Origin of the sequence: Pseudoalteromonas sp. H105 (assembly GCF_001469215.1) — a bacterium.
Taxonomy (GTDB): Bacteria; Pseudomonadota; Gammaproteobacteria; order Enterobacterales; family Alteromonadaceae; genus Pseudoalteromonas.
On the sequence record NZ_LOFH01000003.1, the window covers coordinates 400,948 to 418,658 of the forward strand.

Genomic DNA, 17,711 nt, shown 5'->3' on the forward strand with positions numbered 1-17,711 from the left:
CGAAGATTATTACTTATTCTTGTTTAGTTCACGCGTTAACTTTGCGTGTTTACTTAGTTCTGGTAAGCCCAGTTTGTCATAGCTTTTTTCCATCATCTCTAGCGCTTGGTTTAGGTAGCTACTTTGAGAGTAATGCTCAACAACATACTTTCCTCTATTTGCTGCGGCTAAGTATGCTTCACGTTCGTAGTAATAATCAGCCACTTTTAACTCATAACGCGCCATCTTATTTAATAGCCATACCAAACGCCTTTTTGCTTCAGGTGCATAACTGCTGTCAGGAAAACGATTAACTAATGTTGATAGGTCTGTAAATGCAACCCGTGTTCGTTTAGCATCGCGGTCAGCTCTGTCAACACCAAAATATTCTTGAAACGCGTTCTCGTCCGCTTTGATATTCACGAGGCCTCGCATGTAGTACATGTAATCTAGATCTTTATGATTTGGATTTAAGCGGATAAAACGGTCAATTGTTGCAAGCGCTTGCTCGGTATTACCTGCTTGATAATGAGCAAAAACTAAATCCATTTGTACTTGCTTTGACATAGGGCCAAATGGGAAGCGAGAGTCAATAGCACTCAATAATTCAATTGCTCGCGCATATAAACCAGAATCTAACGTTTGTTTTGCATCTTCATAAAGCGCTTGTGCAGACTTATTAGGAACGCGTTGGATATCTTCTTTATCTGGCGCTGATGAACATGCCCCTAAACCAAGTAATGAAATTGTAAAAACGATGGCGAATGCACGTTTACCTATTCTATTTATCATTTTATTTGTTACCTTCGATGTCTTCGGCTAGGCCAAGTGGGTAAAACCGAGTAAACTATACTTATTATATAAATGCTTTTACTAAAAGCGATTCTAACCCAGTCGAGCACAGCTTGCACTGGTAAATTGGGTAAAGTTACTAATGTCAGAACAAATTTCACTTCAAGCCGAGGTGCCAACTGAGTTAGGCGGTAAACGTCTAGACCAAATATTGGCGCAATTGTTCCCTGATTATTCACGTTCACGTATAAAAACGTGGATTTTGGATGATAAAATCACCGTGGATGGTGAAATATTCAACACACCAAGAGAAAAACTGCTTGGTGGCGAAATGGTTAACGTAGAAACCAGCATTGAAGCGCCAAGAGAGTATGAAGCGCAAGATATAAAATTAAACATTGTTTATGAAGATGATGATATTTTAGTTATCAACAAACCAATGGGGTTAGTGGTTCACCCGGGAGCTGGTAATCCAGATGGTACGGTATTGAATGCATTATTACATCATTACCCAGATATCATCAATGTACCACGAGCGGGTATTGTGCATCGTCTTGATAAAGACACGACCGGCTTAATGGTGGTGGCTAAAACAATTCCTGCCCAAACACATTTAGTGACGGCATTGCAAAAGCGGGAAAACTTTACGCGTGAGTATGAAGCAATCTGTAATGGGACTATGACCGCTGGTGGTATGGTTGAAAAGCCAATTGGTCGTCACCCAACTCAACGCACGCACATGGCCGTTCATGAGCAAGGCAAGCCTGCTATCACGCATTACCGTGTAGCTGAAAAATTCCGTGCGCATACTCGTTTACGTTTACGCTTAGAAACAGGGCGTACACACCAAATTCGTGTGCATATGGCGTTTATTAATCATCCACTTATTGGTGATCGCTCATATGGCGGACGTCCTCGGCCACCTAAAGGTGCAACACCTGAGTTATTTGAAATGCTCAGAGCATTTAACCGTCAAGCGCTACACGCTGTGAAACTTAGTATTGCGCACCCAATTACGGGTGAAATGATGACGTGGCAAGCGCCAATCCCTGATGACATGGTTGCAATGACGCACGCTTTGCGTGAAGACACAAAAGCTAATCCTAATATCGATATTTAGTGATGCATTTGACACCTACATGGCATGTGCCAAATAACATTGGTGCACTGAGCACAACGCGAGAGGGTGGTTTTTCTGATGCCCCTTTTGCAAGTTTAAACTTGGGGCTTCATGTAGGTGACAATCAGCAGCATGTGCAAGCTAATCGGCAGCTAATTGCTGAACAGTATTTGCCTGCAAACCCTATATGGTTAAATCAAGTACATACCAGTGATGTGGTCATTGTAGATGAGCACTTTGATTATAAAACCACTTTAACGGGGGACGCGCTTTTTACGCGCGAACAGAGTCAGCCTCTTGCTATCATGACAGCTGATTGCTTACCTATTTTACTTAGTACCCAATGTGGCAGTGAGATTGCTGCAATACATGGAGGATGGCGGGGGTTAAATGCGGGTATTATTGCGAACACGGTGTCTAATTTTACATTCCCAGCCTCAGATATTATTGCGTGGCTAGGGCCTGCAATTGGCGCACAGCAGTTTGAAGTGGGTGCTGAGGTGAAAGCTAGCTTTATTGAGCAATCAGTTGAGTATGAACAAGCTTTTTCACCATTAAAAATAAACAAATACCTTCTCGATATATATGCCATTGCACAACTCCAATTACGGCAAACTGGAGTTAAAACGATTAGTGGGGGTGAGCACTGTACAGTGAGCCAGCCAGAAATGTTTTTTTCATACCGACGAGACGGTAAAACAGGGCGAATGGCATCTTTGATCTGGCGCAAGTAATTGTGTTCTACGAGGATTATATTTCTTCTCACACCTTGAACAAATCATCAAACATACCCATTAATTAACTAATTAATTTTTTAATAGGTAACCCTCATGCGTTTAGATAGATTTACCAGTAAATTTCAATCTGCGCTTTCTGATGCCCAATCATTAGCGCTTGGTCGTGATCACCAATTTATTGAGCCTGTACATTTGATGTATTCATTATTACAACAAAGTGGCTCAAGTGTTCGAGCGTTGTTTGCACAAGCCGGCGTCAGTGCTGATGAGCTAAATACTAAACTATCCAAAGAGATTGAAAAGTTATTCAAAGTGGAAGGTGTTGGTGGTGATGTTCAATTATCAAACAACATGGTTTCACTGATCAATTTATGCGATAAATATGCACAAAAGCGTAAAGATAAATTTATTTCGAGTGAATTATTTGTGCTTGCTGCGTGTGCTGATAAAGGCCCTTTGGGGGACGTGCTTCGGGCGTTAAACGTTACCGCACCCAAGATAGAATCAGCGATTGAAGCGATTCGCGGCGGTCAAAAAGTCGATGATCCTAACGCAGAGGAAACACGACAAGCACTTAAGAAATTTACTATTGATCTAACTGAGCGTGCTGAGCAAGGTAAGCTTGATCCTGTTATTGGCCGTGATGATGAGATTCGCCGTACTATTCAAGTACTGCAACGTCGAACTAAAAATAATCCCGTCTTAATTGGTGAACCGGGTGTTGGTAAAACGGCGATTGCCGAAGGGCTTGCACAACGTATTATTAATGGTGAAGTACCAGAAGGGCTTAAAAATAAGCGAGTGTTGTCACTTGATTTAGGTGCGTTGGTAGCCGGTGCTAAATACCGTGGTGAATTTGAAGAACGTTTAAAGTCTGTACTGAATGAACTGGCTAAAGAAGAAGGCCAAGTTATTCTGTTTATTGATGAAATCCATACTATGGTTGGCGCGGGTAAAACCGATGGGGCCATGGATGCAGGCAATATGTTAAAGCCTGCGCTAGCGCGTGGTGAACTTCACTGTGTGGGGGCAACAACGCTTGACGAATATCGCCAATACATTGAAAAAGATGCAGCACTTGAACGACGCTTTCAAAAAGTCTTGGTTGAAGAGCCCTCCGTTGAAGACACGATCGCTATTTTGCGAGGCTTAAAAGAGCGGTATGAGTTACATCATAGTGTTGATATAACCGATCCTGCCATTGTTGCTGCGGCACATTTATCACATCGCTATATAAGTGATAGACAGCTACCAGATAAAGCCATTGATCTTATTGATGAAGCGGGTTCGTCAATTCGTCTGCAAATAGACTCAAAGCCAGAGTCCTTAGATAAATTAGAACGTCGTATTATTCAATTAAAGCTTGAAGATAATGCTCTGGCTAAAGAAAAAGATGAAGCAAGTCAAAAACGCCGAGCGGAAATGCAGGAGTTAATAAGCGATTTAGAATCGCAATACCGTGAATTGGATGAAGTGTGGAACGCAGAAAAAGCTTCGTTACAAGGCACGCAGGTAATTAAAGCAGAGCTTGAGCAAGCACGGCTTGATTTAGAAGTGGCCAGGCGAGCAACTGACTTACAGCGGATGTCTGAACTACAATACGGCCGCATCCCTGATCTAGAGCGTAAACTTGATTTAGCTTCGCAAGCTGAAATGCAAGATATGAGCTTGCTAAAAAACCAAGTAGGTGAAGACGAAATTGCTGAAATATTATCGCGTTGGACGGGTATTCCAGTATCTAAGATGCTACAAGGTGAGCGTGAAAAGTTATTACAAATGGAAGAGCAACTTCATGCAAAAGTAATCGGTCAGGATGAAGCAGTTGTTGCTGTATCAAATGCAATTCGACGTTCACGTGCAGGGCTTGCGGATCCTAATCGTCCTATTGGCTCATTTTTATTCTTAGGCCCAACAGGGGTAGGTAAAACGGAGTTGACCAAAGCGCTTGCAACTTACATGTTTGATACAGAAAGCGCGATGGTGCGTATCGATATGTCAGAGTTTATGGAAAAACACTCTGTGGCACGCCTTGTTGGTGCGCCTCCAGGTTATGTTGGTTATGAAGAAGGTGGCTATTTAACAGAAGCTGTTAGGCGTCGCCCATACTCTGTAATTTTACTCGACGAAGTTGAGAAAGCACACCCAGATGTGTTTAATATTTTACTGCAAGTTTTAGATGATGGCCGCTTAACTGACGGGCAGGGGCGCACGGTTGATTTTAAAAACACTGTGATCATCATGACCTCAAACCTAGGCTCAGATATCATTCAAGAGCAAGCGAGTAATAACGATTACGACACTCTTAAAGAAAAAGTGATGGGTGTGTTAGTGAGTCAATTTAGGCCCGAGTTTATAAACCGAATTGATGAAACAGTTGTGTTTCATTCGCTGGCGAATGAGCATATTAAAGAAATTGCTGATATCCAATTAACTAAATTACGTGAGCGTTTAACGCAGATGGGTTACTTACTTGAAATAAGTGAAGGCGCATTGGAGCGTATTGCAGCAAGTGGGTTTGATCCTGTTTATGGTGCTCGACCGCTTAAGCGAGCTATTCAGCACACGATTGAAAACCCGCTAGCGCAGAAATTGTTAGCAGGCGAGTACCAAAGTGGCAGTGTGATTGTCATCGATGCTGATGAGCATGGGCTAATCTTTTCGGCACGTTAGTAAAGGTTTATGAAACTCGCACCATAAGGTGGCTTGGGTATAAATAAAAGGCCAGCAATTTGCTGGCCTTTTACTTGTCAAGAGTGACTTTTTATTACACTTTAAAGGTTTGTAAGATGTCTCTTACTTTTGCAGACCCTTCAACAAGGTGGGCTGCATCTTTTGCCACTTTGTAGCTCATATTTAAATTTTCATCACTAAAGCCTTTGATTTGCTCGATATTATTACTAATATCGCCACTAACCACTTGTTGCTCTTCTGCGGCAGTTGATATTTGTGTCGCTAACTGAGAGATTTCACTAATTTGAGCAAAAATGCTATCAAGTTCAACCTGAGTGTGACCTGTTGTATCTACGCATTTATCAGCTTGGCTTTTTGTGTTTTTCATTACAGAGGACCAGCTAAATAAAGTGTCTTGTATTTCTTTTATAGAATTATGAATTTGTGATGTGGCTTTTTGAGTACGAGATGATAAAGCACGAACTTCATCGGCTACTACCGCAAATCCACGGCCATGTTCACCTGCTCGAGCAGCCTCAATCGCAGCATTTAATGCAAGTAAATTAGTTTGCTCAGCTATGCCCTCAATTTCAGTCATTACTTGACCAATTTTGTCGGCTTCAGTGGCTAATGCGTTGGCAGTACTGGCCGCTTCCTCTACTTGAGCAGCAAGGCTGGAGACCATTGTGCTATTGTCTGCTATGTGAAGTTTAATATCTGAACAGCTTTGGTACGTTACATTTACTTTTTCGGCAGTATCATGCGTGCTACTAGAAATCTCACCAATAGTGGCGCTCATTTGTGACATTGCTGTCGCAATTTGGCTAAGACGCTCGCCCTGGGCAGAAATACCCTGCTCAGTAAGGGATGACTGATTGTCTAAGTTTGAAGCGATTGTATTAAATGTGGCGGTTGCATCTTTTATGCGGCCCAAGACTGTAATGAGTTTTGCATTAAGCATTTCATGATTATATTGACTGATACTAAATGGATGAGCACCAACATAAATATAACGTGAAACGGAATCAAATGTCGCTTTTTGTTGTTTTAACAAGGCAGGGGTAACAAAAAGCTCATCATAATTGAGTGCCATGACAACTAAACAAAATACAGTCGCAATTAAGGCGATGGCTATAGAAGAATACACCGCTAATAAAACAAGCCCGATAAACGTGACTATTGCAGATAGAGACTGTCTTGCAGTAACAAGCTCACGATAAGACGTAACCGATTTACCTGCGTTAATTTTTTCATAAAGTGCATTAGCACGTTGCTTTAATTGCGTAGTGGGCTTACTTCTTACTGATTGATAACCAACTAGTTGGTTATTTTCAAAAATAGGGGTTACAAATGCATCAACCCAATAGTAACGGCCATCTTTACAGCGATTTTTTACCATTCCTCGCCATGAGTGGCCAGCTTTTAATTTTTCCCACATTTCTTTAAATGCTGCTTTTGGCATGTCTGGGTGACGAACGATATTGTGGTTCTTTCCCATTAATTCTTCTAGCGAATAGCCTGCAATGTTGCAAAAAGATTCATTGGCATAGGTTATGATGCCTCGTAGGTCGGTTGTTGAAACGAGTGCTTGATCTTCAGAAAATGAAACTTCTTCATTGATTGTTTGTTGGCCCCGACGCATGGGTTATCCTTAAATATGCTTTTATTATGACTATTATAGAGTTAAAAACGTTTTTATACATCTAAAATACTATCTTTAAAGGCGATATTAGCTTATTTGCTAATTTTTATGTTAATTAACCGTGGGGGTATATGTTTTACTATATTCACGTTGAATGATTTTCTGTGTTTTTCAGGTCTACTATTACTCATTAGTTGAGGGATTCTACTTTGGCACGACTGTGGTGCTATCAAAGCAATTGTATATTCACCCTTTCAATGGCAAGATTAGTATAAATACCAAAGGATATTGAAAGAGTGTATGGGCATTGGTTACTTGCTGTATATATACACGGATCCATGTGTTAGCAATATGTATAGTAGTGATCCTGTTTGTTTTGCCTTGAGTATTATCATTTCGCCCCCATAGACTTAGGATTATGCCACGTGGCTCGAGGAAACATTTTTTGACTACACATGAACTAACTGCAACGTTAACAGCGTTATCTTCAGAAAAAAATAAATACGCCATAAAAGGTATTCAACGTGGTATTGAACGAGAAGCGCTTAGAATTAAGCCTAGTGGCGTTATCTCTCAATTAGGTCATCCAATAGGGGTAGGCTGTGCGCTAACAAATGGTCATATCACCACGGACTTTTCAGAATCACTTTTAGAATTTATTACGCCTGTCAGTGAATCAGCGGAAGAAACTCTGCAACAATTACAAGATTTACAAAAATTTACCTTATCAAAAATGGATGATGAACTGCTGTGGCCAATTAGCATGCCATGCTTTATTGATCATCAAGATGATATTGTACTTGCCCAATTTGGTGAGTCTAATATTGGCCGTATGAAAACCTTATACCGCGAAGGCTTAAAAAATCGATATGGTAGTATGATGCAAGCGATTGCAGGCGTTCATTTTAATATCTCTTTTCCAAAAAGCATGTGGCAATCCCTCCAAGCGATAAAAAGCAACAATGAATCGTTAGAGCATTTTATTTCTGCTGGTTATCTTGGGCTTATTCGAAACTTTAAGCGTGAGTTGTGGCTTATTAGCTATTTATTTGGTGCATCACCTGCGTTATGTAGTTCTTTTTTGCAGGGTCGTAAAACAGATTTGCCGTTTAAGAAGTTAGGCAAAGGTACTTTGTTTTTGGAAACAGGTACGGCGCTAAGGTTAGGTAATTTAGGTTATACCAACAGCGCTCAGTCATCATTAAAAGTCATGTATAATTCACTGGATGAATATGTTGCAGGGTTAAAGCGTGCAATTCACTCACCGTCAGATATTTATGCTGATATTGCAGATTATAAAACGGATGATCCAAAGCAGTTAAATAAAAATATTCTGCAAATTGAGAACGAGTTTTACTCGCCAATTCGTCCTAAGCGTAATGCACAAAGTGGTGAGACGCCAACGGATGCACTCTTACGTGGTGGTATAGAGTATATTGAAATACGTGCTTTAGATGTAAATCCGTTTAGCGAAACGGGTATTTCCTTAGAACAAATACACTTTTTAGATGTGTTTTTAACTTACTGTTTATTAAAAGAGTCGCCAGAAATGGATTGGGATTCTCAAACACGCAGTACAGAAAACCTAGACTCTGTTGTAAACAATGGCCGAGATTCATCTTTGCAATTGAATAAGTCAGGTACTACAACAAGCTTAGTGCAATGGGGTGAAGAGATATTTGCTCAATTAGCTGATGTTGCAAGTTATATGGACACCGCTTATGGTACACGTCATTATGCACAAACAGTTAGCCGTTTGAAAACGTGGTTAAATGACGCGTCGCTCACGTACTCTGGTCAGTATGTTGCTCAGCTGAAGGAGATGAACGTTGATAATGGCCATTTTGCATTAGCGCTTGCACAAAAATACAAACAAAGCCATCAAGTGACTCCTTATCATGTATTTTCAGATGCTTACTTACATCAACAAGCTGAACAATCTATTATTGATGAGCAAGCAATAACGGCGGCTGATAGTATTTCTTTTAAAGCTTTTCTGACTGAGTATTTTAAGGGGCATGAATAAGCAAAAAAAAACGCAGCCCAAAGTGGGCTGCGTAAAGATTCTTCAGGGATGAAACAATGCTAAACTGCGCATTCAAGTAGTCAGACTCACATTTTTATAGAAAGTTCAGCGAGAACTCAAAAAAATGAAAAAAATTTTAATTATTTTATCGCTGGGAGCCACTTTATCTGGTTGTGCAACAGCACCCCCCAAGCAACCTAATGATATATGTAAGATTTTTGAAGAAAAAAATGATTGGTACTACGATGCTAGAGATGCTGAGGAAAAATGGGGAGCCCCTAAGCATGTATTAATGAGCATGATGTACCAAGAGAGCTCTTTTAAACATGATGCAGCACCGCCAATGGAATATTTTTTATGGATTATTCCAACAGGGCGAGCCAGTTCAGCCTATGGATATTCACAAGCAAAAACGCTTACGTGGTCTGATTATATACGCGAAACAGGCAATAGTGGCGCAGATAGGGATGACTTTGATGATGCAATTGATTTTATGGCGTGGTTTGTTTATAAAACGCATAAAGTGAATGGGGTATCTAAATGGGATGCATACGCACAGTACCTTAACTACCACGAAGGGTGGGGCGGTTATAAGCGTGGCACCTATAAAAAGAAAAAGTGGTTAATGAGTGTTGCTAATAAAGTAAAAAACCGCGCAAGTCGGTACGGTGCACAATTAAAAAAATGTGAAGATGATTTAGATAAAGGCTGGCTAGAGCGTATCTTTTCATAATACTCATATTTTACGAATCTAACGTTCTTTTCTTATCAGCCAAAGGTCTAACACCGAAAATGGGGCAAGGTAAGTTGCCCCTAGTTTTAAAGTTTTATTAGGGATAATGAGCTATTTTTTTGATCCGTCCAGTGTACTAACTGAGAGTCTGGGTAGGATTTTATTGGCGATAATTCACTGATTTCAGTAGCATCTAAAAACCGTTGGTTGCTGGTTAATACAACCCATTCAGAGTCTAATGCAGTTAATTTATTTGCACTGTGCTTAAACTTTATTAATGCTTTATCAAAGTAAGTACTATGCGCTTGGATCACTGGTAGTAAATCTATATGGTTATTTGATATATGGATGATTAAAATACCGTTTTCACTTAATCGTTGCCAGTACAGCTCAAACGCTTCTTGAGTTAATAGATGGGCGGGAATGACGTCACTTGAAAATGCATCTATGACTAATGCATTCATTAAAGGTGCATTACGTTTAAACTCGTTTGCTAATGCGACTCTGCCATCACCAATGGTGACATTTACTTTGGCAGGGCTGTTTTTAAGGTAATCAAAATACCTATTTGCCATTGTATAAACCGCGGGATTTAACTCATAAAAATGCACAGTATCGTGCTTATCAGCGAGGCTAGCTAAAACCCCTGCACCTAACCCCACGACGCCCATGTTAAGCTTTTCTTGGCTTTTAAGTATCGCCAACGACTTAGCGACGCCTGTATGTTGATGATAATAACTGCTAGCGAGTGCATCTTTACCATGCAAGGGTTGCGAACCATGCACTGTGGTACCATCAATTAAGCGTCTTTGCGCAAGCTCAGGGGTATTGATATCTTTTACTGTTAGGTAACCATAAAAATTCCTCTGCGATGCAACGTTATATTGATTAAAACTAGAATAAAGCACTAAATAGCAGCCACACCACAAAGCTGTCGCACTGAGCAATATCGTATTTATTTTTTTAAATTGAGTCAGATGAATGTAACTAATAAGAATAAGCAGCACTGCTAAAGCGACGATATACTCGGTGATTTGTTCAAACAGCAGCGGAGCAAGTAACGTTGTAAATAAACTGCCAAGTGCGCCGCCTAAAGCAATAAACAAATAAAAGTGTGTGAGTAATGTACCAGGAGGTGCGAGTTGCCTAAGTTCTCCGTGGCAAATCATGCAGCCACTCAATAATATAAAGCTATAAATAATAATTTGTGCGATAGCATTAAACTGACTGCCTAAGAAGTACATTATTAGACCTGCAAACGCGCTGAATATAAAAGCATATACCCAAATAGAACGGTTATAGTTGTTTTTATTGGCAAACGTATAACTAAAACTACCTAAATAGATAGCAAGTGGCACCACCCATACAAGTGGCATTGGTGGAATGTTGGTGCTGATCATTTGTGTGGTTGCAATTAGCATTATTGAGCTTGTTGCGGATAAAATAAGCCAAAGCATATTGGGCTTTTTTAGAATGGTTTGTACGTGTGGTAGCGATGAGTTATTTTCTTTGCTGCTTTTGCCTAATAGTTTATATGCTAAACAAATTAATAGTATGCAGTAGGTAAGCAGCCCTATTTGCCAGTAATTTTTTTGTTGCGGCAGTGAAAAAAACACCTCAAATACGAGTGGGTAGCTTATTAAGGCTAATAAAGAGCCAAGATTAGAAACCGAATACCAATGGTAGGGCACTGCATTTTTACCACGCTCTATGTACCATCGTTGCATAAGTACACTTGTGGCGCTTAGCAACATAAACACTAAGCCAATTTGATTTAGTAAGTTTGCCATAACTGACCAGTTAGGGGCTAAATCTAAATTAACGTAGAATTTGTTTAGGCTAATTAAGCTCGCTACAACAACCAGCGAAATATGGATTACCATTTGTTTTTTTAGTGAATAGCGACTTAAAAAGTGTGCGTAAAAGTAACCAAGTAATAAAACAGTTTGATAAAAAAATAGACTGGCTGACCACACTGATGCGCCGCCTCCAAATCGTGGTAACAGCTCTTTAGATAGCATAGGTTGAATTTGAAATAGCAAAAATGCGCTAACAAAAATGGTTAATAAGAATAAGATACGAAGCATGGATATTAATTATTAATGAATCATGTGAGCAGCATTGCGGGTAACAGATCAAGCAGCAATGGAATTAGCCTAGAGTTTCTCTTAAGAAAACCTTAATATATGATTTATAATAATTTATTGGAGTAGCCAGTGGGCAAGTTTGTAATAGGGGAATTCGCTATAGATGTCAGTCGATGTAAAATATCATCAGCTGATACAGAGCAAGTCGTTGAACCTAAAGTCATGGATGTACTGCAATATTTGTATTCTCATCGGGGTACTGTGGTTAGCCAGGAACAAATTTTTTCTGCCGTATGGCCAAATGCGACATTCAGCCCAAGCTATGTGCAGCGCTGTATTGCATTGCTAAGAAAAGCATTGAATGAAGATTCAAAAAATCCACGTTATATTATTACTCACCCAAAGCGCGGGTACAGCCTCGAAGTAGCTGAGCCGCAGTTAAATAAACCCAAACGTCTATACTTGCCAGCGTTGGCTATTTTAATCGTCATGTTGATTGGGATTGTAAGTTGGCTTTACCCTGATACACCGCAAGTAAAAACACACTTTACTAAATTGATGCCTATTTCTTCGAGTGAAGAAAATGAATCTAGTATTTCTTTATCACATAATGGTGAGTATGTAGCCTTTGTGCGTGGTGATAAGTCAAACCAAGCTATCTGGTTAAAAAACTTACGCTCAGGAAAAGAAATTAGGTTAACCCAAAAACAGTCAACGTATCACAGTCTTGGATGGAGTAGCGACGACAGTGAAATCGTATTTGTGCACCAGAAAGATACCCAAACATTGGGGTATTTCACCTTAGACAAACTGACATTACAACCTGCAAACTACAGAGAAATCTATACTTTTAAAGACTTTAAAGTGACGAGCCAGCAGTTAGAGTGGGCCAGTGACAACCATATTTATTTTATTGAGAAACGCCAAAGCGATAACCATACTCAACTAAGTGCAATTGATTTAACAACGCAAGAAAAACGTGTTATCAAGTCATCCGCAGGACAGGATTGGATGAAGTTGCAGGCACTATCACCAAGTCAGCAGTTTATTGCGCTTGCCTCTGAGGCAGGGCAAAATAAATACAGAGTTGATGTGTTCGACATTAAAACAAGCACAACAAAAACATTAGCGGTTGTTGAAGACTCAGTGCAAGGTTTGAGCTGGCACCCCGATGAACACCAATTATTGATTAGTAATAAACATGAACTCCAGTTATTAAACTTACAGGGGCAACTAAAAAAGTTGGCGTTTAATAATTACCACATTATTAGAGACGCGCATTTCTCGTTGTCAGGTAACGATATTTTAATGGAATTAGTTAAGGTTGATGTGGATATCACTCGTTCAACTCGTCAAGCGCCAACGCAATTTGAAACACTTGTAGATACCTCATCGGTCGACTTTTTACCTGTGTACTCCCCTGATTCGTCTAAATTTGTATTTGAATCTCATCGGTTTGGTACAAAACAATTATTTTTATATGAAAATGGCACGCAAACGCTGATTTTTTCTAACCCAAACAATGAAGAATTATTTGGCATAGTCTGGTCAAAAGACGGTAAAGAAGTGATCACTGCCAGTAAAAATACTCTTTTTAGAGTTAATATAAAAGAAGGGAGTTTTGAAAGTATTCCTCACGCCTACCATTCATTTTATCTGCGAGAAATGTATCACCACGAAGACGCTATTTTAGTTTCTTATCGCGCTGCAGACGGGGTTACTTTTCATCCCGCTAAATTTGATTTAGAGACGCTTGAGCTAACACCTTATACAGGCTCAGGAGAACGCTTGGCATGTTACGCAATGGATATTGATGATCAGGATCAGGTTTACTTTTCCAATGAAAAACAAGTGTTTAGATTGAACAAAAACAAAGCGCTTGAAACTGTTTGGCAATCACCTACAAAAGAGATCATCGGTTTGAGCGCCGGAGCTACAATGATGACAGTCACCCTTGCAGATAAAGACGGTTATGAGATGAATGAAATAGATTTTAAATCAGGGAGTAATAAAACCATATTTAATGGCAAAGATGATGGGAAAATGCTAATAAATGCATCCCATGATTTTCAGCAATTTCTTTATTTAACAGAGCCTAAAAGAACACGTACTTTAGTGCGCTTAAACTAAAAACTCCGGCAAGTGAGTAGGCGTTAACTTATGATGAGGTTGTTATGAAGACGAACAATGAGCACCAAGCAACGTTAAAACGCTTAGAAAGGTTTAGCCGATTTACCGACAGCAGTATAGGTATCCCTTTTACAAAGTTTAAGTTTGGTATAGAAGCATTGATAGGAATTTTGCCAGGTGTAGGGGACATCGCGGGCTTAGCCTTATCAACTTATGTGCTTTTTGAAGCACAACGCTTAGGGGTTGGCTGGGGCGTTAAGCTGCGCATAATTATAAATATGCTAGTTGATTTTACGGTTTAATCCCGTTTTTTGGTGACATTTTTGATGCTTTTTTTAAAGCAAATACCCGCAATACTCAGCTTTTAAAGCGTTATCTTCATGAGCGAAGTAAGATAGAAGATTTATAAATTTGTAGCTTTGTACTAGCTCATATCTGAGCTTACAGATTAAGTGAATAGGTTTAGACTTCATCTGACAGACAGCCATGAGCGATAATCGGTCATTGATACTGGCTAAATATCGTCGTTAATAGATTGGTTAAACTGCTCTTTGCGCATATATTCATGAAAATGAGCGCCGAGCGCATATTGTTCTATTTAACTTTTCTTTAAAGTTTTAGAAAACTTAGTGATAGTAATACCTTAGGTTATTTGTTAAAACTATATAATGTAGAAAAATGAGCGTAGTGTCGGCAGAAATATGCGCGATGAGCGCACTATTAAATTGTTAGGTGTACAAGCAGATGCAGCCCAGATTAGAGATCGAGTTTTTACGGAATGACCCTTCGAAAATATGGGTAAAGGCGTGCAATGAAACTTTCGCTGGAGAAACGGAGCAATATATAAATGCTCAAATGTTGGAAAAACTAGCTGAACAATTATCAGTTTTTCCTAAATCTAACTCAGATGAAGTAACCTTTGAAGTTGGTGACGCTGACTCAACTTATGGTCATTGTGAGCTTAAATTCCATTGCTTCGATTCTGCTGGTCATATGGCTGTATTAGTCTCTGTGTCAAATGACCGCGAATGTGTTGCAAAATTTACTGTTCAATTTGAAGCTTTATCATTGGATGCATTTGTATCCTCAATCAAAGTTTCTTTAAACTCGGGATCAGGTGTTTCAGAATTAATTGGTATAAAGCCGTATACGCAAAACGTGTAAGTACACCTAACAAGTCAATTCAGCAGGACAAAAAACAGTTGGTTTTGCTCCTGCGTCGCTAATTTTAACCAACTGATTTTTGCCTCTGATTGAGACGTTGAGGCTGTAGAATTACTCTTTTTAAAGAAAATTAGCCCGTTTTATGGGTTCCAAATGCATTACCTAATGCTTTAAAAACGCTTAGAGTTAATTACAGGAGCTCGTTTTTTAATTGAATTTGGCTGTTGGAGTTATTCTACAGTCTCGTTAAACGTATAAAAGGATAAACATGAAGAAGCCTGAAATTAGAATTTCCACGGGAACGATTAAGGACTTAGCTGTTATAGCTTTAATCGTCATTGTCGCGTGGAAAGCCATATCGGCAGACTTTTCATTTACCTTTGAGAATATAAAGACTAGCGATCTTTTGGCCATACTATTGGCTTTATTTGCTATTGGCTTGTCAGTGGCTTTTTTCGTAAAAGCAAATGAAGTAAGCAATATGTTCTATGACAACATGTATAAGTTCACAAAAGACAACTCAGAGCTTCTTGGTAGAATGGAGTCTGGGTTTAGCGAACAGCTGCGCCATTTAGATCAAGGTTACACCGGTTTAAGAGATAAGTTTGATAAATTACCACTTGATCTCGGGAAAACGAGAGAGAAAGTAGAAGACGAGAAAGCCGAAGTATTAAAGTTGAAATCTGAGAAAAATGAGCTTCTAAATGAACTTGCCAACCGCGCTAACTTACAAGAAGAAGAGAAACAGGAGCTTTTTTCACGAATTAATGATAGTGAAATAAAGCTAATTAAAGCACAGCGCGAAATGAGAAGACTTCAGCATAAGCTAAGAGATGCTGATGACTCTGAAGCCACGATCAACGGTATTCTGGTTAGAGCGGTTAAGCATACACAAAGGAAGGTGGTTGATTTATTGGGTATAGATGACTTTGAATCTGCTTCCGACGAGGAAATATGCAATAACTGGCAGTTAATTAAAGAAGAGCTTCCTAGAGTCTACGTCAAAGATTTACGCAGAGGAGGAGCATTAGATGGAGAATATCTTTTGACCGAAGAAGGTGTTCAATTTATTCGTGACGTTGCTTCTGGCAACGTTTAACAAAGCATTACAGCGGACAAGCCGCTGAATGCGGCGTTGAGGCTGTAGAATTACTCTTTTTAGAAACATATCCTACTATTTAAAATTGATTGTTTTTTAACCTTGAAACCACAGGGTGACTGTGATCTAATAGATATTATTCACCCACGGTAAATTGTTATGGCCAACTACAAGCCTGACTTATCCTGCCAAAATAAATTCATTCCTATCAATTTCTCTGAGCAAATTTTGCCTGGCACCTTTGAGTATGCCCTTTGTTATATTGTCGAAAATAAACTCGACTTGTCGGGCTTTGACGCGTGGTATAACAACGATAAAACGGGTGCAGCGGCGTATCCGCCCACGGTGATGTTAAAGATTATTTTACTCGGTTATGCGCATGGGTTAATTAGTAGTCGCCGAATAGCCAAGGCCTGTGAGAACAATATTCTGTTCATGAGTGTGTCGGGAGATATTCAGCCGCATTACACATCAATAGCGGGTTTTGTGGCTAAAATGCATGAACAGATTGAGCCGCTTTTTACGCAAGTGCTGATGATATGTGATGAGGAAGGCTTGATAGGCCGCAACATGTTTGCCATTGATGGGTGTAAATTAAAGTCGAATGCGAGCAAGGAGTGGAGCGGTACATTCGATGAGCTAGGCCGTAAAAAAGTAAAACTAGAGCGCGCAAGTAAACGCATCATTGAACGCCATCAAGCACACGATAGCCTGAGCGAAGAGCTTATAACTCAAGATTTAAAGCAAAAAGAAAAGCTCGATAAAAGTGCAGATAAAATCACCGCATTCTTAGCTACTCACGAAGAGAAAACAGGCAGTAAAGGCAAGCCAGTAAAAAGTAATATCACCGACCCAGACAGCGCAAAAATGACGACCTCCAAAGGCACCATTCAAGGCTACAATGGTATTGCGATAAATGACGATAAACACCAAATCATCCTGCAAGCACACGCGTGGGGGTCGGTGGGCGAACAGCAAACACTCCAGCCAGCCGTTGAGCAATTAAATCGACAACTTGATAAATTAAACCCCGATAAAATCACAGACGAACACACTATTAAGTTCACCGCAGACAGTGGGTTTAACAGCGAAGCAAACCTTAAATACATGGCGCAAAGTGGCTTTGATAGTTACATAGCGGATAATCAGTTTAGAAAACGCAATCCACTGTTTAAAGACAGTGAAACCTATGAAACAGAGCAAGAAAAGCGCCGACTAAAACGCAGTAAAGGCAAGCCACGGTTATTCACCTCAGATGACTTCCACTATGATGAATCAACGCAAACCTGCCGCTGCCCCGCAGGCAATGCCATGTGGCGAAGTGGTGTTAATGTAAACAGCCATAACCAACAATACACCCGATTTTGCGGTTACTTGAAAGATTGCAAAGTATGCCCACTACAACAGCAATGCATGCGAAAGCCACCGATAAAAACAGGGCGGCAAGTACAGTTTAAAAATAATGAATCACGCAAAAAGCTAAGCTACATCGACAAAATGAAGGTCAAAATAGACAGCCCAATGGGGCGACG

12 protein-coding genes and 1 pseudogene are annotated in these 17,711 nt (G+C 39.9%); 10 read left to right on the plus strand and 3 right to left on the minus strand.

The window, feature by feature from the left end; all coding sequences use genetic code 11:
• Positions 1-9 precede the first annotated feature (9 nt).
• On the minus strand, positions 10-771 hold the full coding sequence (locus ATS75_RS07985; protein WP_058559913.1) for an outer membrane protein assembly factor BamD: 762 nt from the start codon (positions 769-771) through the stop codon (positions 10-12).
• 142 nt (positions 772-913) lie between these two features.
• Here ATS75_RS07985 and rluD point away from each other — a divergent pair, with 142 nt between their 5' ends.
• The 3 genes from rluD (at position 914) to clpB (ending at position 5,298) form a co-directional block, all read left to right on the plus strand.
• Complete coding sequence (gene rluD / locus ATS75_RS07990) at positions 914-1,891, plus strand: 23S rRNA pseudouridine(1911/1915/1917) synthase RluD (protein ID WP_058559914.1); 978 nt, start codon at positions 914-916, stop codon at positions 1,889-1,891.
• Between the two features lie 2 nt (positions 1,892-1,893).
• Positions 1,894-2,625, plus strand: coding sequence for a peptidoglycan editing factor PgeF (gene pgeF, locus ATS75_RS07995; protein WP_058559915.1), 732 nt, complete (start codon positions 1,894-1,896; stop codon positions 2,623-2,625).
• 96 nt (positions 2,626-2,721) lie between these two features.
• Complete coding sequence (clpB, locus tag ATS75_RS08000; protein ID WP_058559916.1) at positions 2,722-5,298, plus strand: ATP-dependent chaperone ClpB; 2,577 nt, start codon at positions 2,722-2,724, stop codon at positions 5,296-5,298.
• Between the two features lie 94 nt (positions 5,299-5,392).
• Here the strand turns inward: clpB and ATS75_RS08005 are convergent, their stop codons facing one another.
• The gene (locus ATS75_RS08005; RefSeq protein WP_058559917.1) at positions 5,393-6,940 is read right to left on the minus strand and encodes a methyl-accepting chemotaxis protein; all 1,548 of its coding nucleotides are present in this window, start codon (positions 6,938-6,940) and stop codon (positions 5,393-5,395) included.
• Positions 6,941-7,385: 445 nt separating this feature from the next.
• On the opposite strand from ATS75_RS08005, the gene gshA reads away from it, so the two are divergent.
• Together gshA and ATS75_RS08015 are read left to right on the plus strand one after the other, a co-directional pair.
• Positions 7,386-8,966, plus strand: a complete 1,581-nt coding sequence (gene gshA / locus ATS75_RS08010) for a glutamate--cysteine ligase (RefSeq protein WP_058559918.1) — start codon at positions 7,386-7,388, stop codon at positions 8,964-8,966.
• A 124-nt stretch (positions 8,967-9,090) separates the two neighbouring features.
• Positions 9,091-9,699, plus strand: a complete 609-nt coding sequence (locus ATS75_RS08015; RefSeq protein ID WP_058559919.1) for a transglycosylase SLT domain-containing protein — start codon at positions 9,091-9,093, stop codon at positions 9,697-9,699.
• A gap of 86 nt (positions 9,700-9,785) precedes the next feature.
• Here the strand turns inward: ATS75_RS08015 and ATS75_RS08020 are convergent, their stop codons facing one another.
• Positions 9,786-11,786, minus strand: coding sequence for a fused MFS/spermidine synthase (locus ATS75_RS08020; RefSeq protein WP_058559920.1), 2,001 nt, complete (start codon positions 11,784-11,786; stop codon positions 9,786-9,788).
• 129 nt (positions 11,787-11,915) lie between these two features.
• Here ATS75_RS08020 and ATS75_RS08025 point away from each other — a divergent pair, with 129 nt between their 5' ends.
• The 5 genes and pseudogenes from ATS75_RS08025 to ATS75_RS08045 form a co-directional block, all read left to right on the plus strand.
• Positions 11,916-13,916 carry a winged helix-turn-helix domain-containing protein gene (locus tag ATS75_RS08025; RefSeq protein WP_235591151.1) on the plus strand — a complete coding sequence of 667 codons (2,001 nt, stop codon included), beginning with the start codon at positions 11,916-11,918 and terminating at the stop codon, positions 13,914-13,916.
• Positions 13,917-13,960: 44 nt separating this feature from the next.
• Positions 13,961-14,325 (plus strand): annotated as a pseudogene (locus ATS75_RS08030) (DUF4112 domain-containing protein).
• 335 nt (positions 14,326-14,660) lie between these two features.
• Positions 14,661-15,080, plus strand: a complete 420-nt coding sequence (locus ATS75_RS08035) for a hypothetical protein (RefSeq protein ID WP_058559921.1) — start codon at positions 14,661-14,663, stop codon at positions 15,078-15,080.
• Positions 15,081-15,348: 268 nt separating this feature from the next.
• On the plus strand, positions 15,349-16,179 hold the full coding sequence (locus ATS75_RS08040; RefSeq protein ID WP_058559922.1) for a hypothetical protein: 831 nt from the start codon (positions 15,349-15,351) through the stop codon (positions 16,177-16,179).
• Between the two features lie 159 nt (positions 16,180-16,338).
• Positions 16,339-17,711, plus strand: a 1,373-nt coding sequence (locus ATS75_RS08045; protein WP_058559923.1) for a transposase, incomplete at its 3' end; no start/stop codon positions are given.